Below are 16171 nucleotides of genomic sequence, written 5' to 3'. Positions count from 1 at the left end.
CCTGCAAGGGCCGGGCGCGGGAGATCCCGGGTTAGTGAACGTTACGCAGTCGCCGCCTGGGGTGTGGTCTCCAGATGTGTCACCACCTTGGCGCCGCTCTCCAATGTCCGGTGCACTGGGCATCTGTCTGCAATCTCCATCAGCTTGGCCCGCTGTTCCCCGCTTAAAGGGCCGCAGAGGTGGATCACACGGGTGAACTGGTCGATTTTGGCAGGTCCCGTCGGCTGGGCGTCCTGGGCGTGCACCTTGTCATGGCTGACATCGACGCTGATCCCCTCCAACGGCCAGCCCTTGCGGCGGGCATACATGCGCAGCGTCATCGATGTGCAGGCGCCCAGCCCGGCCGCCACGAAACCGTAAGGCGACATGCCCCGGTTGGTGCCGCCATAGGCCAACGGCTCATCTGCATAGGTGTGGTGATAAGGGCCGGATTGCACATCCTGCAAGAAACCCTCCGGGTCCGCCTCGGTTACCCGCAGGATGCCTTCGGGCGCTCCGGGCGGCGGCGCGGGCGGCGCCATTCTGACATAGCGCCCGGCCCAGGCGGCAATCACTTCGGCGGCATATTCCGCATCGGCTGCGCGGGTGATCAGGTGATCGGCATCATCCAGGGTGATAAAGCTTTTGGGGTGTTTGGCTGCGGTAAAGATTGAGGCGGCATTTTCGATGCTTACTGTTTCATCCCGCGGGGCGTGCAGCACCAGCAGTGCCGCCTTCAGTTCCGCAATTGCAGGCGCCAGTGCTTCGGCATGGATATCATCGACAAACTCCTTGCCGATCACAAACGGCCGTCCGCCCAGGCAGACTTCAGCGCGTCCCTTTGCCTCGATTTCCGGCAGTGCCGCGTCAAAATGGTGCGAGACATGGCCGGGATCGAAGGGCGCGCCCAGTGTCACCACGCCTTTGACAGACGGGATGCCTGCCCGCGCCCGCAGCACCGCCGCGCCGCCCAGAGAATGGCCGATAAGCAACGAGGGCGCCATGCCGCGCGAGGCCAAATATTGCGCCGCCATGATCAGATCCGCGACATTGGAACTGAAGGAGGTGTTTTCGAACTCCCCCTCGGAATGCCCCAATCCGGTAAAGTCGAACCGCAGCACCGCGATCCCCATTGCCGCCAGCCGTCCGGCAATCCGCCGCGCGGCCGGGATGTCTTTGGAGCAGGTAAAGCAATGGGCAAACAGCGCCGTTGCAAGCACCGGTCCCTCGGGCAGGTCAAGGCGGGCGGCAAGGGGTGTTCCGGCATGGCCGGGAAAGGAGATGCGTTCAGCGGGCATGGGCGTGGCCTTTGTTGGGTGTTCTGCATAGATTGAGCGCGCAATGGGCCCTGAACAAGGCGGCAGCCCGCAACGTCACGGGAAGGTGAAGGCAGATGAGCGCAATGAGCCTGAACGGCATTGGATGTTACAAACCCCGGACAGCCCGTGACCGGGATATGTGGCGGCGTTTGCGGGCGTTTTGCGAAAGCGAGCCTCAGGCCTTCGGCCGCAATCCTGAAACGGGCCATGTGACCGCTTCTGCGTTTGTGATGTCACCGGATATGAAATGCGTTCTGCTTACCCATCACCGGAAGCTGGACCGCTGGCTGCAGTTGGGCGGCCATTGCGACGGCATTGCCGACGTGCCTTTTGTCGCGCTGAAAGAAGCTTATGAGGAAAGCGGGCTGTCCCGGATTAAGCCGTTGTCCGGCCAGGTGTTTGATGTGGATATTCACGAAATCCCGCAAACTGCGAAGGACCGCGCGCATCTGCATTATGACGTGCGGTATCTGTTTCAGGCAGAGGCCGGGGATATAGCGGTGAGCGGGGAATCCCATGCACTGGCCTGGGTGCCGCTGGGCCGGCTGGAGGAGGTGACGGAGTCGCCCGGTGTGCTGGTGCTGCATGAAAAGCTTGCGCTGTTCTTAAGCGGAGGCGCCTGACGGCGCCGCAGGGTGTCCCGGCCCCGCCTGTACAGGCGGGGCCGGCTGTTCGCGTCAGGCTTCGCCCATAAGTGCCTTGTCAAACGGGTATTTGGTCAGGTTCTCGTAGCCGTCCTCGGTGATCAGCACCTGGTCTTCCAGCTTGATCGAGAAATCGCCGCCTTCGGGGGAAACCAGCGCCTCGACGCAGAGCACCATGCCCGGCTCCAGCTCATAGTCGAAGGCGCCCTCGACCATCTGGTCCGGATAGGCGACCAGCGGCCATTCATCGCAGAGGCCGACGCCATGCATCATGCAGCCGTATTTCTGTTTCTGGAACTGCGGATCCAGCACATGGCAGCCGCGGGAAAGCTCCTGAATGTTCATGCCGGGCTTCAGCATCTCCATGTTGCGGCGGATGTGTTCCACCCCGTGCTGCATAGCATAGACCATGTCGGCGCGCGGTTTCTCATCGCCGATCCACCAGCTGCGCGAGATATCGATGCAGATCCCGTAGGAGCCGACCAGATCGGTGTCGAAACTGATCATCTCGTTGTTCTGGATGATGCGGGGGCCGCATTCCTGGAACCAGGGGTTGGTGCGCGGGCCGGAGGCCAGCAGCCGGGTTTCAATCCACTCGCCGCCGCGGCGGATGTTTTCCGCGTGCAGCACTGCCCAGACGTCGTCTTCCGAGATATTGCCGCCGGGCACTTTTTCGCGGGCAAACTTTTCCATCTCCGCCACAGCGGTTTCGCAGGCGTGATGGGCGCAGCGCATCGCCAGGATCTCGTCCGGTCCTTTCACCGCGCGGCATTTCTCGGTCAGTTCTTCGCCAGGAAGGATCTCCAGGCCTTGTGCTTCCAGCGCCCGCAGCCCGTGCAGCATGATCTTGTCCACCGCCAGCCGCTTGTTGCTGCCGCTGTGTTCCTCCAGCAGTTTGCGCACCTCGTTGGAGAACACATCCGCCGCTACATCCACCTTGTCGCCGCGGTCGAAGTAGAACAGGTCGGCGCCCGCACGCTGCTCGCGCACCAGCGGGTTGAAGGTGCTGAGGAACGGCGACTGTTTGTAGTCCCACAGCACCATATAGCCGTCAGCGCAGATCAGCAGCGCGCGGAACGGGTTGTGCGTGTTCCACAGCTGCATGTTGGTGCTATCAGTGGCGTAGCGGATGTTCAGCGGGTCAAACACCAGAAGACCGGCATAGCCGCGGTCGTTGATGAAACGGGTCAGCCGCTCCCAGCGGAATTCGCGCATGGCCTGCAAATCGGGCAGCTGCAGTCCGGCTTCGGCCCATTCACCAAAAGCCAGCTGGGTCGGGCCGATTTCGACGCGGTCGTTGTTGTTCGGTGTGTTGTCGCCCAGATTGGCGCCGCGGGTGGGGTCGATCTTGCGGATGTCGCGGTAATGCTCGTTCATGCGTGGCCTCCGTCGCTGCACAGGTCTGTCCAATGTGCCGCCGTCTGCCGATGGATTCGCTGCAGAAAACGACGGGTATTACAGTCGTTTCTGACCCATGCGGCAGCACCGCAGCTGAATACCGTTGCGCAGGCCGGGGGCCATGGCGGCGTTTCTTTGCGATTAGGTTTCAGGATCCGGTGCTGTTTCAGCTGTGCGGGTTTCGAAGGCAGTGACACAAAGAGGCGCAACAGGCATGTGGCAGACCCGCGCGATTGTGTTCGCCATCTACAACTATCCTGGGGCACGGAAGGACGTGATGCCTCAGCAGCCGGCAGCGCCCGGCGGCAAATCCTGAGGTCAGGGCAGCAGCGGACGCGCGGCCTGAACCATGCCAGCGCTTTCCAGATAAAGGAACAGGGCTGTCAGCAGCAGCAGATGGCTGATGAAGCGCAGGCGGCGGGTGCCGGCAAGAGTGACCGCGGCCAAGGCCGTGGCCCGCAGCTGGCTGCCCCAGCTGATGCGCGCAAAGCCGGCCGGTGCCGGTGCCGGGTTGCGGATGCGGGCGTGGATCAGCCCGGCGGTATCCGCGGCAGTTTCGCTGTTGAGGCCGGCATTGGCCGCTTGGAAAGCACGGTCGCAATGGGCTTCCAGCTGAGGTGCGGTTTGCTCAACCGGTGTGAAACGGTCACGTCCGCGCGGTTTGGCAGACCCGGCTTGCTGAAAAAGGTTTGCAGAGGCTTCTGCAGTGGCAGCAACAGGCAGATGCGTGTGTTCCGGCTGTCCGTTACCGGGGGCAAAAACACCAAGGAACTGTTCGCAAGTCAGCGCGATTTCGGTATCGAGCCATTCAACAGAAGTCGCATCAACCGCCGGCAGCAGCCGCCGCAGCATTTCCGCCAGCAGCAACTCCGAGATTTCCTGGTCGCAATAGCCTGGGAACACCGGGGACAGCGACAATTCCAGAAGCGCCGAGGGCTGCATTATGCTGCTGGTCAGTTTGCTGGAGCGCCGCAAGGGCACCCGGCGCAGCCGGACTGTCACATGGTAGTGGTCGCATTGCAGCCTGGCGGTATTCTCGGCGCGGGCGGCGATCGTCCCGGCTGGATGGCCGAAGTCCTCAAGCGTGTCCACAACCGCGGCAACCGCAGCCGAAAGAGTTCCGGTGCCGCGGCTCTCCAGGCCCAGCCTGCCTGTATACTGCATGTTTTCTGCCATCGTCCGGATCCTCCATTCAGGGTGCCGATGGAAGAAGATTAAAATTTGAAGGAGTTGAAAGTGGGGCAGGAATTAAGGATCTGAATGAATACCGCAGAACAGAAGTGCAGGAAATGCGGCGTTGTTGAAGATATTGCTTTTAAACAATTTTTATCGAAAGAGGTGAGCGCTGCTGGCTGGAATGCGGCTCAACTGTGGCGAAGGCCGGACACATTGATGCCCTAGAGCCTACAATTATTCGGGAATCGCCTGCACTGTTCCTGGGGCGGTCAGCTGCTGGTTTTCGCAGCCCGCACAGGAACGGGCGCAGATATCAGCAGAACTTTGGAAAAAGGCGCTGGTCAGCGGTCGATCTGGCGCCCCATAATCGCCAGAGATTGCTGATAGACCGTTGCCGCGTTCCATTGCTTCAGAACCCGGTAGTTCGGCTCGCCCTGCTGATAGCCCTTGCCGGGTTTCCAGCCCTTTTGACGCAGGTAATTCGCAGTGGAGGCCATCGCATCCCCCATGTTGTAGAAATCCACCCGCCCGTTGCTGTCCCAGTCCACGCCGTATTGCAGCGCATTGCCGGGCAGGAACTGGGTATGGCCCAGCTCGCCGTGCTTGGCGCCCAGCGTGGCCGGGGTGATGGCGCCTTGATCCACCAGTTTCAGCGCCCCCAGCGCATGCGGACGGAAGAAGTCCGAACGGCGGCAATCATAGGTCAGCGTCACAATGGCCGAAACCACCTGGCTGTCACCCATGTAATTGCCAAACGCGGTTTCCATCCCGTGGATGGCGATCAGCACACCTGCGGGCACGCCGTATTTCCGCTCCAGCGCGGCATAGAAATCCGGGTTGCGCGCCTTGCGCTTGCGGCCCTGCGCCACGATGGTGGCAGAACCGCGGACCTGCATGAATTTTTCCAGCGAGTACTTAAAGCTCTTCTGGTTGCGATCGGCGGATATGGTGCGGCGGGCATACTGCGCATTGGCCAGCGCCTGCAGCCCCGCCTTACGCACGCCTGCGCGCTTGGCCTCGTGCTGGAAGTCCTGCTTCCATGCGTCAAACCCGGCAGAGGTATTGCCGCAGGTGGCGGCCAGGGCAGGGGAGGCAAACAGGGCGGAAATCAGGGCAGAGGCCAGCAGGCGGCGCATGAAAGAACTCTCAAAATGTGACTCGTAGCCTTCAGCCTAACGTGCTGGCAGCCCGTGTCTAACGGGAAAAGCCGTGCATGGTTCCCATCTACCTAAGTGAAGGCGGTTCCGGCTGCCAAGGCAAGACCGTCCGCCACCGCCGTCATGGCATTTCCTGTTTCAACGCAGGCATTTGGGCAAAGCGTCCGCATTCGCGCCTGAACCGCCGCCAGCAGCGAAGAGCCGCCGACCAGCACGATTCTGTCTACATTACCCGCGGTAAGACCGGCCTGGGCCAGTGTTTCAGCCGCGCAAGCGCCGATGGCTTCTGTCTGCTCGGCCAGGGTTCGGTTCATCTCTGCGGCGGGCAGCGGCACCGACAGGCCTCGCTGCAGCAGTTTCAGGTCGATCGCTGCCGCGCCGCCAGCCGTATTGGCCTGGATTTTGCCGCGCTCGACGGCAAAGGCCAGCTCGTGGCCCAGTTCGTCCTCCAGCACGTCAACCAGCCGGGCCAGCCGGTCCGGCTCAACCGCATTGGCGGCCAGATCCTTTGCCGCCCGGCGGCTTTCCGGACTGTAGAGGAACGGGATCATCTGCCAGGTTGCCAGATCGTTGAACAGCCGGTTAGGGGCGGGCAGGGTGCCGCCGCCAAAAGTGTTGCGGATCTGGCTGCCGCGCCCCAGCAGCGGCATCACGTGATGGATGCTAAGCTGCCGGTCAAAATCGGTGCCGCCCAGCCGCACCCCGTGCGAGGCCAGAATGCGGGTCGCGCCATTTACGTCCTGTTCGAAGGCGGTGAAGTCCGAGGTGCCGCCGCCGATATCGACAATCAGCCCGCGGCCGGGTGCCGGCGCGGCGGCCCGCAGGGCGGCTTCCGGCTCATACATGAACAGCACATCCTGAAAGCCTGCCTGCAAGTAACAGGCGCGCAGATCTTTTTCAGCCTGGATATTGCGGGATTCATCCTTGGAATGAAACCGAACCGGCCGGCCGGACAGCGCATGGGTGAATTCCATGTGCGTTGCCGTCTCGGCGCGCTTTTTCATCTCGGCCAGAAAGCGGGCGATGAGGGTTCCAAAGCTGATCCGCTCGCCGCCCAGCCGCCGTTCCTCATGCAGCAGCGGCGTGCCCAGGAGGCTTTTCAAGGCGCGCATGAAACGCCCTTCGTCACCGCTGATCAGCGCCCGCGTGGCGCTATGGCCGATCCGCATTTTGCGGCTGTCCTCGTCAAAGAACACAGCAGTGGGCAGAGTCTGCTCGCCGGGTTCCATTTCCACCAGCCAGGGCCGACCGGCCACGGCAATCCCTGCCGCCGAATTGGACGTGCCAAAGTCGATACCAAGGGTGTTGGGGGCAGTCATGGAACAGGCTCCTTTCACAGGCGGGGAGCGGGCCGGGATACAGCAGCCGCAAAACAAGAGCAAGAAAAAGCAGCATCGCCGCCAAAAGCACCCGGAGACAGGAAAACCTGCCAGCCGAAGGCGCCCCTTGAACGAAAAAAAGGGCGCCCCCAAGGGACGCCCTTTCAAATTCACGGCTCTGCAGCTTAGCAGCTGTAGTACATGCCGAATTCGACCGGATGCGGAGTGTGCTCGTACTTGTGAACCTCTTCCATCTTCAGCTCGATATAGCCGTCGATCTGGTCTTTGGTGAACACGTCGCCCTGCAGCAGGAAGTCATGGTCGGCGGCCAGCGCGTCAACCGCTTCACGCAGAGAGCCGCAGACGGTCGGGATGCCTTCCAGCTCTTCGGCCGGCAGATCATACAGGTTCTTGTCCATGGCTTCGCCGGGATCGATCTTGTTGCGGATACCGTCCAGGCCGGCCATCAGCAGCGCGGCAAAGCACAGGTAGGGGTTTGCCGCCGGATCGGGGAAACGGGCCTCGACGCGCTTGGCTTTCGGGCTTTCGGTCCACGGGATCCGCACGCAGCCGGACCGGTTGCGGGCGGAATAGGCACGCAGAACCGGGGCTTCAAAGCCGGGGATCAGCCGCTTGTAGGAGTTGGTGGACGGGTTGGTGAAAGCATTCAGGGTCTTGGAATGCTTCAGGATGCCGCCAATGAAATACAGCGCTTCCTGGCTGAGGTCAGCGTATTTGTCGCCTGCAAACAGCGGCTTGCCGTCTTTCCAGATCGACATGTTCACGTGCATGCCGGAGCCGTTGTCGCCATAGATCGGTTTCGGCATGAAGGTGGCCGATTTGCCGTAGGCGTGTGCCACGTTGTGGATCACATATTTGTACTTCTGCAGCTCGTCGGCCTGTTTGGTCAGCGAGTCGAAGATCAGGCCCAGCTCGTGCTGGCAAGAGGCCACCTCGTGGTGGTGCTTGTCGACCTTCATGCCCAGACGCTTCATGGTCGACAGCATTTCCGAACGCAGGTCCTGCGCTTCGTCGGTCGGGTTGACCGGGAAATAGCCGCCCTTCAGGCCCGGGCGGTGGCCCATGTTGCCCATCTCAAACTCGGCGTCGGTGTTCCAGGAGCCGTCGGTTGCGTCTACTTCATAGGACACCTTGTTGATGGTGTTGGAGTAGCGCACGTCGTCAAACAGGAAAAATTCCGCTTCCGGACCCATATAGGCCACATCGCCGATGCCGGAGGACTTCAGGTAAGCTTCGGCCTTCTGGGCGGTGCCGCGCGGGTCGCGCTCATAGGCTTCGCCGGTGTCGGGCTCAACAATCGAGCAATGGAGGCAGAGGGTTTTCTCGGCATAAAACGGATCAATATAGGCGGACGTGGTGTCAGCCATCAGTTTCATGTCGGAGTTTTCAATCGACTTCCAGCCGGCGATCGAGGAGCCGTCGAACATGAAGCCTTCTTCCAGGAAGTCTTCGTCAACCAGGTCCACGTCCACGGTCACATGCTGCAGGCGGCCGCGCACGTCGGTGAAACGGATGTCGACATAGGCGACGTCGTCTTCACGGAGAGTCTTGAGAACTGCGTCTACGCTCATTCCCTTGGTCCTTCTTTAGAGATGTCTTTGAGATTTTCTGTTGACTTACAACGCGTCCGGGCCGGTCTCGCCGGTGCGGATGCGAATGGCTTGCTCGACGGGCGAGACAAAGATTTTGCCGTCGCCGATCTTGTCGGTCTTGGCGGCGTCGACGATGGCCTCGATCGCTTGGTCGACCTGATCGTCGTCCAGCACAACCTCGACTTTCACCTTGGGCAGGAAGTCGACCACATATTCAGCACCGCGGTACAGCTCGGTGTGGCCCTTCTGACGGCCAAAGCCTTTGACCTCAATCACTGAAAGGCCCTGCACGCCGACGTCCTGCAACGCTTCCTTCACCTCATCCAGTTTAAAAGGCTTGATGATGGCTTCGATCTTTTTCATCGGAATGGCTCCTCGCAAGCTTGTTGAGGGTGTCATTTCACTTCTAAATGAAGGCAGCAATGCGCGGCTGTGCAGCTGCGGCAATTCTGGCCAGGATTTGATTGCTGCCGCCTAAAAATTAAGCACTGCGCCCAAAAATTGCGCAAAATTGAATCGGGAAAGAAGACGAAATGACCGAACTGCTGACTGCCGCCCAGATGCGGGCCATCGAACAGGCCGCCATTGAATCCGGCGAAGTGACCGGGCTTGAGCTGATGGAGCGGGCCGGGCAGGGGGTGGTCGAAGCGATCTTTGAAGAGTGGCCTGAGCTGGCTGAAAGGCGGGGGCCAGCCCCCGCACCCCCGGAGTATTTGGGAAAAGATGAAGAACGAAGGGCAGTGGTTCTGTGCGGGCCGGGCAACAACGGCGGCGACGGGTTTGTGGTGGCGCGGCTGTTGAAGGAGCGCGGCTGGGAGGCGGAGGTGTTTCTCTACGGAGACCCGGACAAGCTGCCGCCGGATGCGAAGGTGAATTATGACCGGTGGCGGGAGTTGGGTAGCGTCACTGAATGGGACGATCGAGGTATACGGGATGCATACGAAGGAGACGAAGTAAGCCAGTTTCTTGTGATTGACGCTTTGTTCGGAACGGGGCTGACGCGGGAAATGCCTGATGACACGCACGAAGCTTGGAATGGCTTTATGCCGACCCCTCTGATTGTGGATAGCCATGAACCGGACGAAGATCGTTTCGTTGCAATTGATTTTCCTAGCGGCATTTGCAGCGATAGCGGACGAGATTTTGGCGCGCTCCCAACCCATCTTACCGTTACATTCCACAGTGCAAAAATTGGCCACCATATGAGCCAGAATTGCGGAAGCTACGGCGGGGCAAAGGGCTGTGGGAAGCTTAAAGTTGTGCCGCTAGGTTTGCCCCAAGTTTTTCCCAAAGGCTGCGTCGAGTTGCTTGACGGTCGAAAAGGCAATCTGAACAAGAAATATTCAGGCCACAAATACACTAACGGCCATGCCCTCATCCTCTCCGGCGGCCAAGGCAAAACCGGCGCCGCCCGCCTTGCTGCCCGCGGTGCTTTACGGATCGGGGCGGGGCTGGTCACGGTTGGCTCGCCGCGCTCGGCGATGTTTGAAAATGCTGCCAACCTCACCGCCATCATGCTGCGGCAGATCGACGGGGCGCATGGGCTGGTTGAGCTGATGGAAGACGAACGGCTCAGCGCTATTTGCCTTGGCCCGGGCATGGGCCGCGGGGCGGACACCCAGACGATGGTGTTTGCGGCGCTGAAGGAAACGCGGCCCACCGTGCTGGATGCCGATGCACTTACCCGGTTTGAGCTGAAACCAGAGGCGCTCTTTGATGCCCTGCACGAAAACTGTGTGATCACCCCGCATGGCGGCGAGTTTGCCAGACTGTTTCCGGACTTGGCGGAGAAACTGAACGCCCCCGCAGCCACCGGGCCTGCCTATTCCAAGGTCGATGCCACCCGAGAAGCGGCCAAACGCGCAGGCTGTATCGTGCTGTTCAAAGGGCCGGATACGGTGATCGCCGCGCCAGACGGGCGCTGTTCTGTGAACTCCGCCCATTACGAGCGTTCCGCGCCTTGGCTGGCAACCGCCGGGTCGGGTGACGTGCTGGCAGGCTTCATCACCGGTCTGATGGCGCGCGGGTTCTCCCCGATGCAGGCGGCGGAAACTGCTGCCTATATCCATGTGGAATGCGCCCTGGAATTCGGCCCCGGCCTGATTGCCGAGGACCTGCCGGAGCAGATCCCCGCAGTGTTCCGCAAGCTGGGTCTGTAAAAGCCCGGCTCAAGCCGCTGGGCGCAGGTCTTCTTCCGGCGCGGCGGCGGCCGCCAGTTCCAGACCGCCTGCATAAATGACATGCGGGCGGGAAAACTCCAGGATCGTCAGATCCATCATCTGCACCCCCAGATCGCGGATGAATTCGCCATCCACCAGCTCGTAGGCCGGCACCACCGCCTGCGGCTGGCCGAACATCGCCTTGGCGCGCCAGTCGCGCACCAGGATCCGCTGGTCCCAGGGGACGGTCAGGTCGCTGTCTGCACAGGTGTCACCAAGTGAGCCGGCTGAAATGCACACGGCTTGCACCATTGCACGGCGGCTGCGCACGGCCTCCACCTGGGCCATTCCTTGCGTGCGGGTAATCAGGCTGCCGCCTGCTTTGACCTCTTCCGCTGCGCGCTCGCCCTCGCGGGTCAGCACGATGGTGCCGCGCAAAAGGCTGATGTTCTGGTTGCCTTGATACAGCCGTCGGGGCTGTAGTTGGCCGCGCATCGCCAATTGCGCGCGCAAGGCCGCATTCCCAAAAGGTTTCATGTTGTTACTCGCTCTGTCTGCCTCAGACTTTTTTATGAATCTATGCCAGAACCGGATTCCAGGCCCAGCCTTTTCCGGCGAAAGCCTGCTCATTGTTGCAATTATGCGGACGGATTGTTGCTGTTTTACACAGGGTGTCGGAGGCTGCGTTTTCCGCTCGCATCCGCCGCCGTCCTTTGATAATCACCGCGGCACGCAAAGCGGTGCTTTGTGTGCGTGCGGGTGTGGCGGAATTGGTAGACGCACCAGATTTAGGTTCTGGCGCCGCAAGGCGTGGGGGTTCGAGTCCCTTCACCCGCACCAAATCACATCTTTGATGGTTGAAATCGTCTAACACCTTGAAAGGCAAGGTGTTTTTTGGTGTTCGATAACCTTGTTTCCGGCAGTATCGAACAGGCTCCTCAAAGGCTAGTCTTTGCACCGTCTTCTTGATGATCAATGAGCCATTTTTGTATATATCCCAAGGGTTTGAGAGGAATTCGAGCGAGAGTTCGATAAACTCTTCCAGGCGTCCCTTGGGCGGGATGATTTTCCCGGCCTTTTCTTCCAGCAGAATCCGTTCACGCCCGAGTTTGTCGAGGCGCTGCTCGTAAGCTTCAATCAGCGCGGAATTATCTGCGTTGACGATCCGATCCAGCAACGCATCAGTTTGCTTAGTGATGTCGCGCAGTTGCTTTTCCAATTCGGATTTTTGCTTCTGCGCCTCTACAAGGCGGATATCCCATGCTGCGATAAACATATCGCGCACGAGCCCAAAGAGTTGTTTGGTGGGCTGCAAGGCCTTCAAGAATGCCTCAAAACCCTCATCAATGTCTGCCCGGCGGACAGATTTGCGGTAACTCTCGCACCCACGCGTATCGCAGAGGTAGTAGGGATATCTCTTGGTCTTGCCCTTAGACCAGCACGCCGTCATGGGCTCGCCGCAATCATTGCACAGCACAAATCCACGCATGGGAAAATCTTCATTGAGGTCTTTTCGGGCGGGTGCCCTGGTGCTGCCGTTCAGCCGTTCTTGAATACGGGTGTAGGTCTCGAACGAGATCAGAGGTTCATGGTGGCCCTTGCGCAGCGAAACACCCCAATCCGGTGCCTCGATATACCCGGCATAGGTTACGCGCCGGAGCATTTTGGAGACCTTCCATTGCCGGATAAGGCCGCCTGATAGATCCTTGGGAAAGGCGGGCTGGGATTCAAGAAAGCGCTTTACCTCTGCCTGGCTTTGGAACCTGCCCATAGCAAAACCTTCCAGCGCTTCTTGAACGATGGAGGCAACGGGTTCGTTGCGGGTAAGGAGTTTGCCATGCAGCTTGTCTTTGGCATAACGGTAGCCGATGGGAGCGGCGAACACGGAATAGCCCTTTTCCAGCCGCGCTTGCATCTTCTGGCGCGTTTGACGGGCATTTTGCTCCCGCTCCAATTCTCCCTGCGCTGCCATGACGGTTTCAATGAACTGGCCTTCGGGCGTGTCTTCGAATTTGAAGTTCAGGCACTCAACGCGCGCGCCACGCCGCGCCAGTTCTTCGCGGAGTTTGAGGTGAAAGGCGGTTTTTCTGGCGAACCTCTTAAGGTCGTCGAAAATTACCACATAGCTCTTGGTGGGCTGGGCTTCGAGATAACTCAGCAGCGCGACCATGCCGGGACGTTTCATGAAGTCCACGCCGCCCGTGATGTCATCCGGGAACACAGCCTCTACCTCGTAGCCCCTTTCTTTGGCGTATTTCCGGCAGCGGTGCTCCTGGCTTTCAAGGCCATGCCCCTCGATTTTCTGCCGCGTCGAAGACACGCGGCAATAAATGACGGCGTGTGTAGCACTTATCGGTTCTTGAATTGGCTCCTTCATATTCTGCTCCTTTCCTCTTGCCTCACTGTATCACTTAGCTGGGCGGATTGTCCGGCTCAGCGTTGTTTTCCGGCTCTTGTCCACAGCATTCTTGAAGCGGGTGGACGCCAAACCCCAGGTCGACAAAGCCCACAATGATCTTCCAGAACTCCTCCAGAACCACGTGTTTTTGCGGCTCGGGTAGGCCGGAGTCGTCCAGCCAATGCGCAAATTGGTGCAAGTCGATAAAGACATTGCGCTTGCCTTCATTTGCCGAGATCGCCTCATTGAAGGCTTTGGTGATGGTATTCTCGCTGTTTCCGTCCATCGAAATTCCCTTTCAGCGTTTCATCAGGCCGCAGCAATCGGTTCACGCGGGAACCCGCGCGGCCAGGACGTGTCTTGATCTGGTGCTTATCTGCTAGCGCACCTCACCCCCGGTGAGATCGCGCGCTCTGGCTTCTTACATCGGCGGATCAGACCCCGATGAGAGCCACTTAGCGTTTATCCATCGCTCAGCGCGGAACGTACGCCTTTTGTATATTTTCATAATAACATCCATGGGTTGCATTGTGCAAGTTTACCTCTCGCGTTCGCCGCGCTGAGAGCGTGCTGAGCGCTGGAACGCCTTCCGTCCATCAGAGGATTTGGAGCGAAGCCGTGAGCGCAAGTTGTCGATCATGTCGCGGTGTTTTTCGCGTGCCTGCGCGTTGGAAGCGGCGCGGATGCCGTCCATGTCAAAATCCAGCTCCAGTGCGGGTTCCTTCAGCTCCGCCAGCGCCAGTTTGTCCAGGCGGTTTCGGGTGAGGATGCTCGCGGAGTTCACCTTGCGCTGCGCATTGCGCCGATCTTGCGGGCGGGCGCTACCGCCCGCTGCGCGGTTAAAGCTTTTCTTGTCCATTCTAGCGATCCCGGTCCCGGTCACGATCACGGCTACGCGTGCGGCGGCTTTCCCGCCCGTCACGGGACTGGTTTTCGCGCTGGCGCTCGCGCAGGCGGTTCACCGCGTCATAGGAGTGTTCCGCCAGCCGCGACAGGCGCAGCAGGTCGTTTGCCGCAAAACTGTCCGTGTCGCGGTATTGGCCGTCCTCACCCCGGTAGGAACGGCGGAACTGCACGTTATGGCTGGTCTTGCCGTCGCGGGTGTTTTCCCAGACGGAGGCCTTGATATTGCCGTCACGCAGGGTTTCAACGGGGCGGGTCTTCTGATCATCGCTCATGGCGTTCTCCTTGTTTGCTGGATCAGGTTTTTGGTTTGAAGCCTGCGACGTAGCGCAGAGGGCGTCCGCCTGCGTATTGCGGCAGATGGGACAGGCTGGAGGGCACGGGCTCCTTAATGATCTTCCGGCGGCGCGTGCCCCAGAAGGTTTTGATGGCAACGGAGCCCGTATCCCGCTCCTCGTTCGGATTGGGGAAGTAACGGCCAGCAAAGCGGCGCTGGCGGAAATAGGGCAGTTTTTGCGCGATGAAGGGGCGCAGATGGTAGCCGCGCGCCTGCACAAGCATTTTCCCGCTATCCAGCCGCAGCAGCTCTTCCGGCTCCATCAGAGCCTTGCGCATTTTGGTGCGGTGCATCGCCTCGTAATCAAGCTGGCGCAGCCTGTAGGCGGCCTCGAAGGGATCAGCCCCTTCCAGCAGCACCTTGCGCTTAAGTTCCAGCGCTGCGCTTTGGCCGCGCATTTGCGTCAGCGGATCATCAACGGTGATGGTCTGGTAGCCAAGCGCATTGCTGCGGGCGCGCGCGGTCTCATAATCCCGGATGCCGCCGCCCAGATCGAGCATTAGCGCGGCATTGGCCTCGATAGTGGCTTTTCCGGTTGGCCCCAGATTACGGACAATCTGCCCGTCATCCTGATAAAAAACCCAGGGGGTAAGCCCCGCGCCGCGTCCGATGGCGAAGAAATCAGCCAGCTCGCCAAAGCGCCCGAGCCTGGCTGCTTCATCGATCAGCAGATTCACAGGCGGCGCATCAGGCCGACGTTGCTTGATCGTCCGCACGGAGGAAAAGAACTGCCGTACCAGCGGTGCCAGCGGCTCAAGCACCTCTTCCGGGAGGATCAGGGAAACGAAGACAGGCCCGGTGCCTGGATCGGCAATCACCTCCAGCGAAAAATCCGCCGCCGTATCATCAACGAAGGTGGCCTGAATGGCAGGATCAGTCATAAAAGCCAGAGCGTTGCTCACCCCGGCCACGATGGAATCGAAGGTCTTGGGGGACGCCTCATACATCTCGGCCATCTCAGCAAAGGTGGCGATCAGATCGAGCGTGCCGTGATCTTTGGCAATATCAGCCCAGGCACGCCATGCGCTGAAATCGGCCCGCAGCATCGAGAAAATCTCGAAGAGCCGCAGGAGCGAGGTGCTGCCATTAAGGCCAACATCATGGCGGGTGACGGCATCGCCAAACCGCCGCCCGGCTTGATCGAAGAAACGGCTGTCACCGCCGCTATCGGGCAGGATCGCCTGCCAGAAGCGCTGGGAGTCCGGCACCAGCGTGGACGAACCGGATTTAAGGTGGGACAGCAAAGAAGTGCGAAGCTGCGGGAACCCCGTCACCCCGTATGGATCAAGCGTATAAAGCGGAATGCCGGACAGGGCGCAGTGGGGCTCAATCACGCGGGTAATCTCGCCGTTTTTGACATCCAGCAGCACGAACACACCACGGCTGCCCAGGATCATCGGGATCGCCGTCTGCGATGTCTTCCCGCTGCCCGCGCCGCCTGTCACTTTGACCCCGGCGCGGTTGTTGTGGAACAGCGGGCGGCCACGCACGAGGCCGAATTCAACGCCGTGGGGGCGCAAAAGCCCGGCGTGACAGACCTCCTCAAAGGTTGCAAACCTCGCCGCGCCATAGGGATTATCTTGATAGTGGTCCATCTTGCGTAACTCCGTGCTTGAGGGAGAAGTTGCGCTCCCAGGCTTAGCAGGCTGCTGAAAAAGTCGGCCCTCGACGCGGTTACGAGAACATGATTCACCTTCAGCACGGCAGCGGCGGCGGGAGGTTGCGATGCGCGGGACGGACGAGGCGAGCGGGTCGCTGTTCAGCTATGT

At 60.3% G+C, this 16171-nt stretch carries 14 protein-coding genes, 1 tRNA gene and 1 pseudogene; 4 read left to right on the top strand and 12 right to left on the bottom strand.

Features of this window, described 5'->3' with window-relative positions; translation table 11 throughout:
* Positions 1-41: 41 nt before the first annotated feature.
* Positions 42-1277, bottom strand: a complete 1236-nt coding sequence (locus tag A2I95_RS01365; protein ID WP_291727026.1) for a bifunctional alpha/beta hydrolase/OsmC family protein — start codon at positions 1275-1277, stop codon at positions 42-44.
* Positions 1278-1372: 95 nt separating this feature from the next.
* Between A2I95_RS01365 and A2I95_RS01360 the strand changes: the two genes are divergently transcribed.
* Positions 1373-1921 carry an NUDIX hydrolase gene (locus tag A2I95_RS01360; protein ID WP_291727024.1) on the top strand — a complete coding sequence of 183 codons (549 nt, stop codon included), beginning with the start codon at positions 1373-1375 and terminating at the stop codon, positions 1919-1921.
* Positions 1922-1975: 54 nt separating this feature from the next.
* On the opposite strand, the gene dddP is transcribed toward A2I95_RS01360, so the two are convergent.
* From dddP to A2I95_RS01330, 6 genes are all read right to left on the bottom strand, one after another.
* On the bottom strand, positions 1976-3319 hold the full coding sequence (dddP, locus tag A2I95_RS01355; protein WP_291727022.1) for a dimethylsulfonioproprionate lyase DddP: 1344 nt from the start codon (positions 3317-3319) through the stop codon (positions 1976-1978).
* Between the two features lie 339 nt (positions 3320-3658).
* Entirely contained in the window at positions 3659-4516 is an 858-nt protein-coding gene (locus A2I95_RS01350) for a hypothetical protein (protein WP_291727020.1), read from the bottom strand.
* 341 nt (positions 4517-4857) lie between these two features.
* Positions 4858-5652, bottom strand: coding sequence for a lytic transglycosylase domain-containing protein (locus A2I95_RS01345; protein WP_291727018.1), 795 nt, complete (start codon positions 5650-5652; stop codon positions 4858-4860).
* 92 nt (positions 5653-5744) lie between these two features.
* Positions 5745-6992: an Hsp70 family protein gene (locus A2I95_RS01340; protein WP_291727016.1), complete on the bottom strand. Its 1248-nt coding sequence runs from the start codon at positions 6990-6992 to the stop codon at positions 5745-5747.
* 185 nt (positions 6993-7177) lie between these two features.
* A complete protein-coding gene (gene glnA / locus A2I95_RS01335) occupies positions 7178-8584 on the bottom strand; it encodes a type I glutamate--ammonia ligase (protein WP_291727014.1) in 1407 nt (468 codons plus the stop codon).
* 45 nt (positions 8585-8629) lie between these two features.
* Positions 8630-8968: a P-II family nitrogen regulator gene (locus tag A2I95_RS01330; protein WP_008554830.1), complete on the bottom strand. Its 339-nt coding sequence runs from the start codon at positions 8966-8968 to the stop codon at positions 8630-8632.
* 170 nt (positions 8969-9138) lie between these two features.
* Between A2I95_RS01330 and A2I95_RS01325 the strand changes: the two genes are divergently transcribed.
* On the top strand, positions 9139-10764 hold the full coding sequence (locus A2I95_RS01325) for an NAD(P)H-hydrate dehydratase (RefSeq protein WP_291726987.1): 1626 nt from the start codon (positions 9139-9141) through the stop codon (positions 10762-10764).
* 9 nt (positions 10765-10773) lie between these two features.
* Here A2I95_RS01325 and A2I95_RS01320 read toward each other — a convergent pair whose 3' ends face one another.
* Positions 10774-11301, bottom strand: a complete 528-nt coding sequence (locus A2I95_RS01320) for a Hint domain-containing protein (protein ID WP_291726985.1) — start codon at positions 11299-11301, stop codon at positions 10774-10776.
* A gap of 218 nt (positions 11302-11519) precedes the next feature.
* Here A2I95_RS01320 and A2I95_RS01315 point away from each other — a divergent pair.
* Positions 11520-11604, top strand: a tRNA-Leu gene (locus A2I95_RS01315).
* A 493-nt stretch (positions 11605-12097) separates the two neighbouring features.
* Here the strand turns inward: A2I95_RS01315 and A2I95_RS01310 are convergent.
* Positions 12098-13141: pseudogene (locus A2I95_RS01310) on the bottom strand (recombinase family protein); the annotation flags it as partial.
* A 202-nt stretch (positions 13142-13343) separates the two neighbouring features.
* On the opposite strand from A2I95_RS01310, the gene A2I95_RS01305 reads away from it, so the two are divergent.
* Entirely contained in the window at positions 13344-13526 is a 183-nt protein-coding gene (locus A2I95_RS01305; protein ID WP_291726982.1) for a hypothetical protein, read from the top strand.
* A 174-nt stretch (positions 13527-13700) separates the two neighbouring features.
* Here A2I95_RS01305 and A2I95_RS01300 read toward each other — a convergent pair whose 3' ends face one another.
* The 3 genes from A2I95_RS01300 to A2I95_RS01290 are packed head-to-tail and all read right to left on the bottom strand — an operon-like array spanning position 13701 to position 15997.
* A complete protein-coding gene (locus A2I95_RS01300) occupies positions 13701-14021 on the bottom strand; it encodes a hypothetical protein (protein WP_291726980.1) in 321 nt (106 codons plus the stop codon).
* 1 nt (position 14022) lies between these two features.
* Positions 14023-14340, bottom strand: a complete 318-nt coding sequence (locus A2I95_RS01295; protein WP_291726977.1) for a hypothetical protein — start codon at positions 14338-14340, stop codon at positions 14023-14025.
* Positions 14341-14362: 22 nt separating this feature from the next.
* Positions 14363-15997, bottom strand: coding sequence for a type IV secretory system conjugative DNA transfer family protein (locus tag A2I95_RS01290; RefSeq protein WP_291726975.1), 1635 nt, complete (start codon positions 15995-15997; stop codon positions 14363-14365).
* Positions 15998-16171: the final 174 nt, after the last annotated feature.

Source organism: Leisingera sp. F5 (assembly GCF_001593695.1).
This window is presented reverse-complemented; position numbering and strand designations above follow the sequence as displayed.

Bases quoted from the DNA above. Each gene is read 5' to 3' on its own strand.
- A2I95_RS01320 (WP_291726985.1), bottom strand. From the start codon at position 11,301: ATGAAACCTTTTGGGAATGCGGCCTTGCGCGCGCAATTGGCGATGCGC.
- A2I95_RS01350 (WP_291727020.1), bottom strand. From the start codon at position 4,516: ATGGCAGAAAACATGCAGTATACAGGCAGGCTGGGCCTGGAGAGCCGC.
- A2I95_RS01365 (WP_291727026.1), bottom strand. From the start codon at position 1,277: ATGCCCGCTGAACGCATCTCCTTTCCCGGCCATGCCGGAACACCCCTT.
- A2I95_RS01305 (WP_291726982.1), top strand. From the start codon at position 13,344: ATGCGCAAATTGGTGCAAGTCGATAAAGACATTGCGCTTGCCTTCATT.
- A2I95_RS01325 (WP_291726987.1), top strand. From the start codon at position 9,139: ATGACCGAACTGCTGACTGCCGCCCAGATGCGGGCCATCGAACAGGCC.
- A2I95_RS01290 (WP_291726975.1), bottom strand. From the start codon at position 15,997: ATGGACCACTATCAAGATAATCCCTATGGCGCGGCGAGGTTTGCAACC.
- A2I95_RS01300 (WP_291726980.1), bottom strand. From the start codon at position 14,021: ATGGACAAGAAAAGCTTTAACCGCGCAGCGGGCGGTAGCGCCCGCCCG.
- dddP (WP_291727022.1), bottom strand. From the start codon at position 3,319: ATGAACGAGCATTACCGCGACATCCGCAAGATCGACCCCACCCGCGGC.
- A2I95_RS01295 (WP_291726977.1), bottom strand. From the start codon at position 14,340: ATGAGCGATGATCAGAAGACCCGCCCCGTTGAAACCCTGCGTGACGGC.
- glnA (WP_291727014.1), bottom strand. From the start codon at position 8,584: ATGAGCGTAGACGCAGTTCTCAAGACTCTCCGTGAAGACGACGTCGCC.
- A2I95_RS01345 (WP_291727018.1), bottom strand. From the start codon at position 5,652: ATGCGCCGCCTGCTGGCCTCTGCCCTGATTTCCGCCCTGTTTGCCTCC.
- A2I95_RS01360 (WP_291727024.1), top strand. From the start codon at position 1,373: ATGAGCGCAATGAGCCTGAACGGCATTGGATGTTACAAACCCCGGACA.
- A2I95_RS01340 (WP_291727016.1), bottom strand. From the start codon at position 6,992: ATGACTGCCCCCAACACCCTTGGTATCGACTTTGGCACGTCCAATTCG.
- A2I95_RS01330 (WP_008554830.1), bottom strand. From the start codon at position 8,968: ATGAAAAAGATCGAAGCCATCATCAAGCCTTTTAAACTGGATGAGGTG.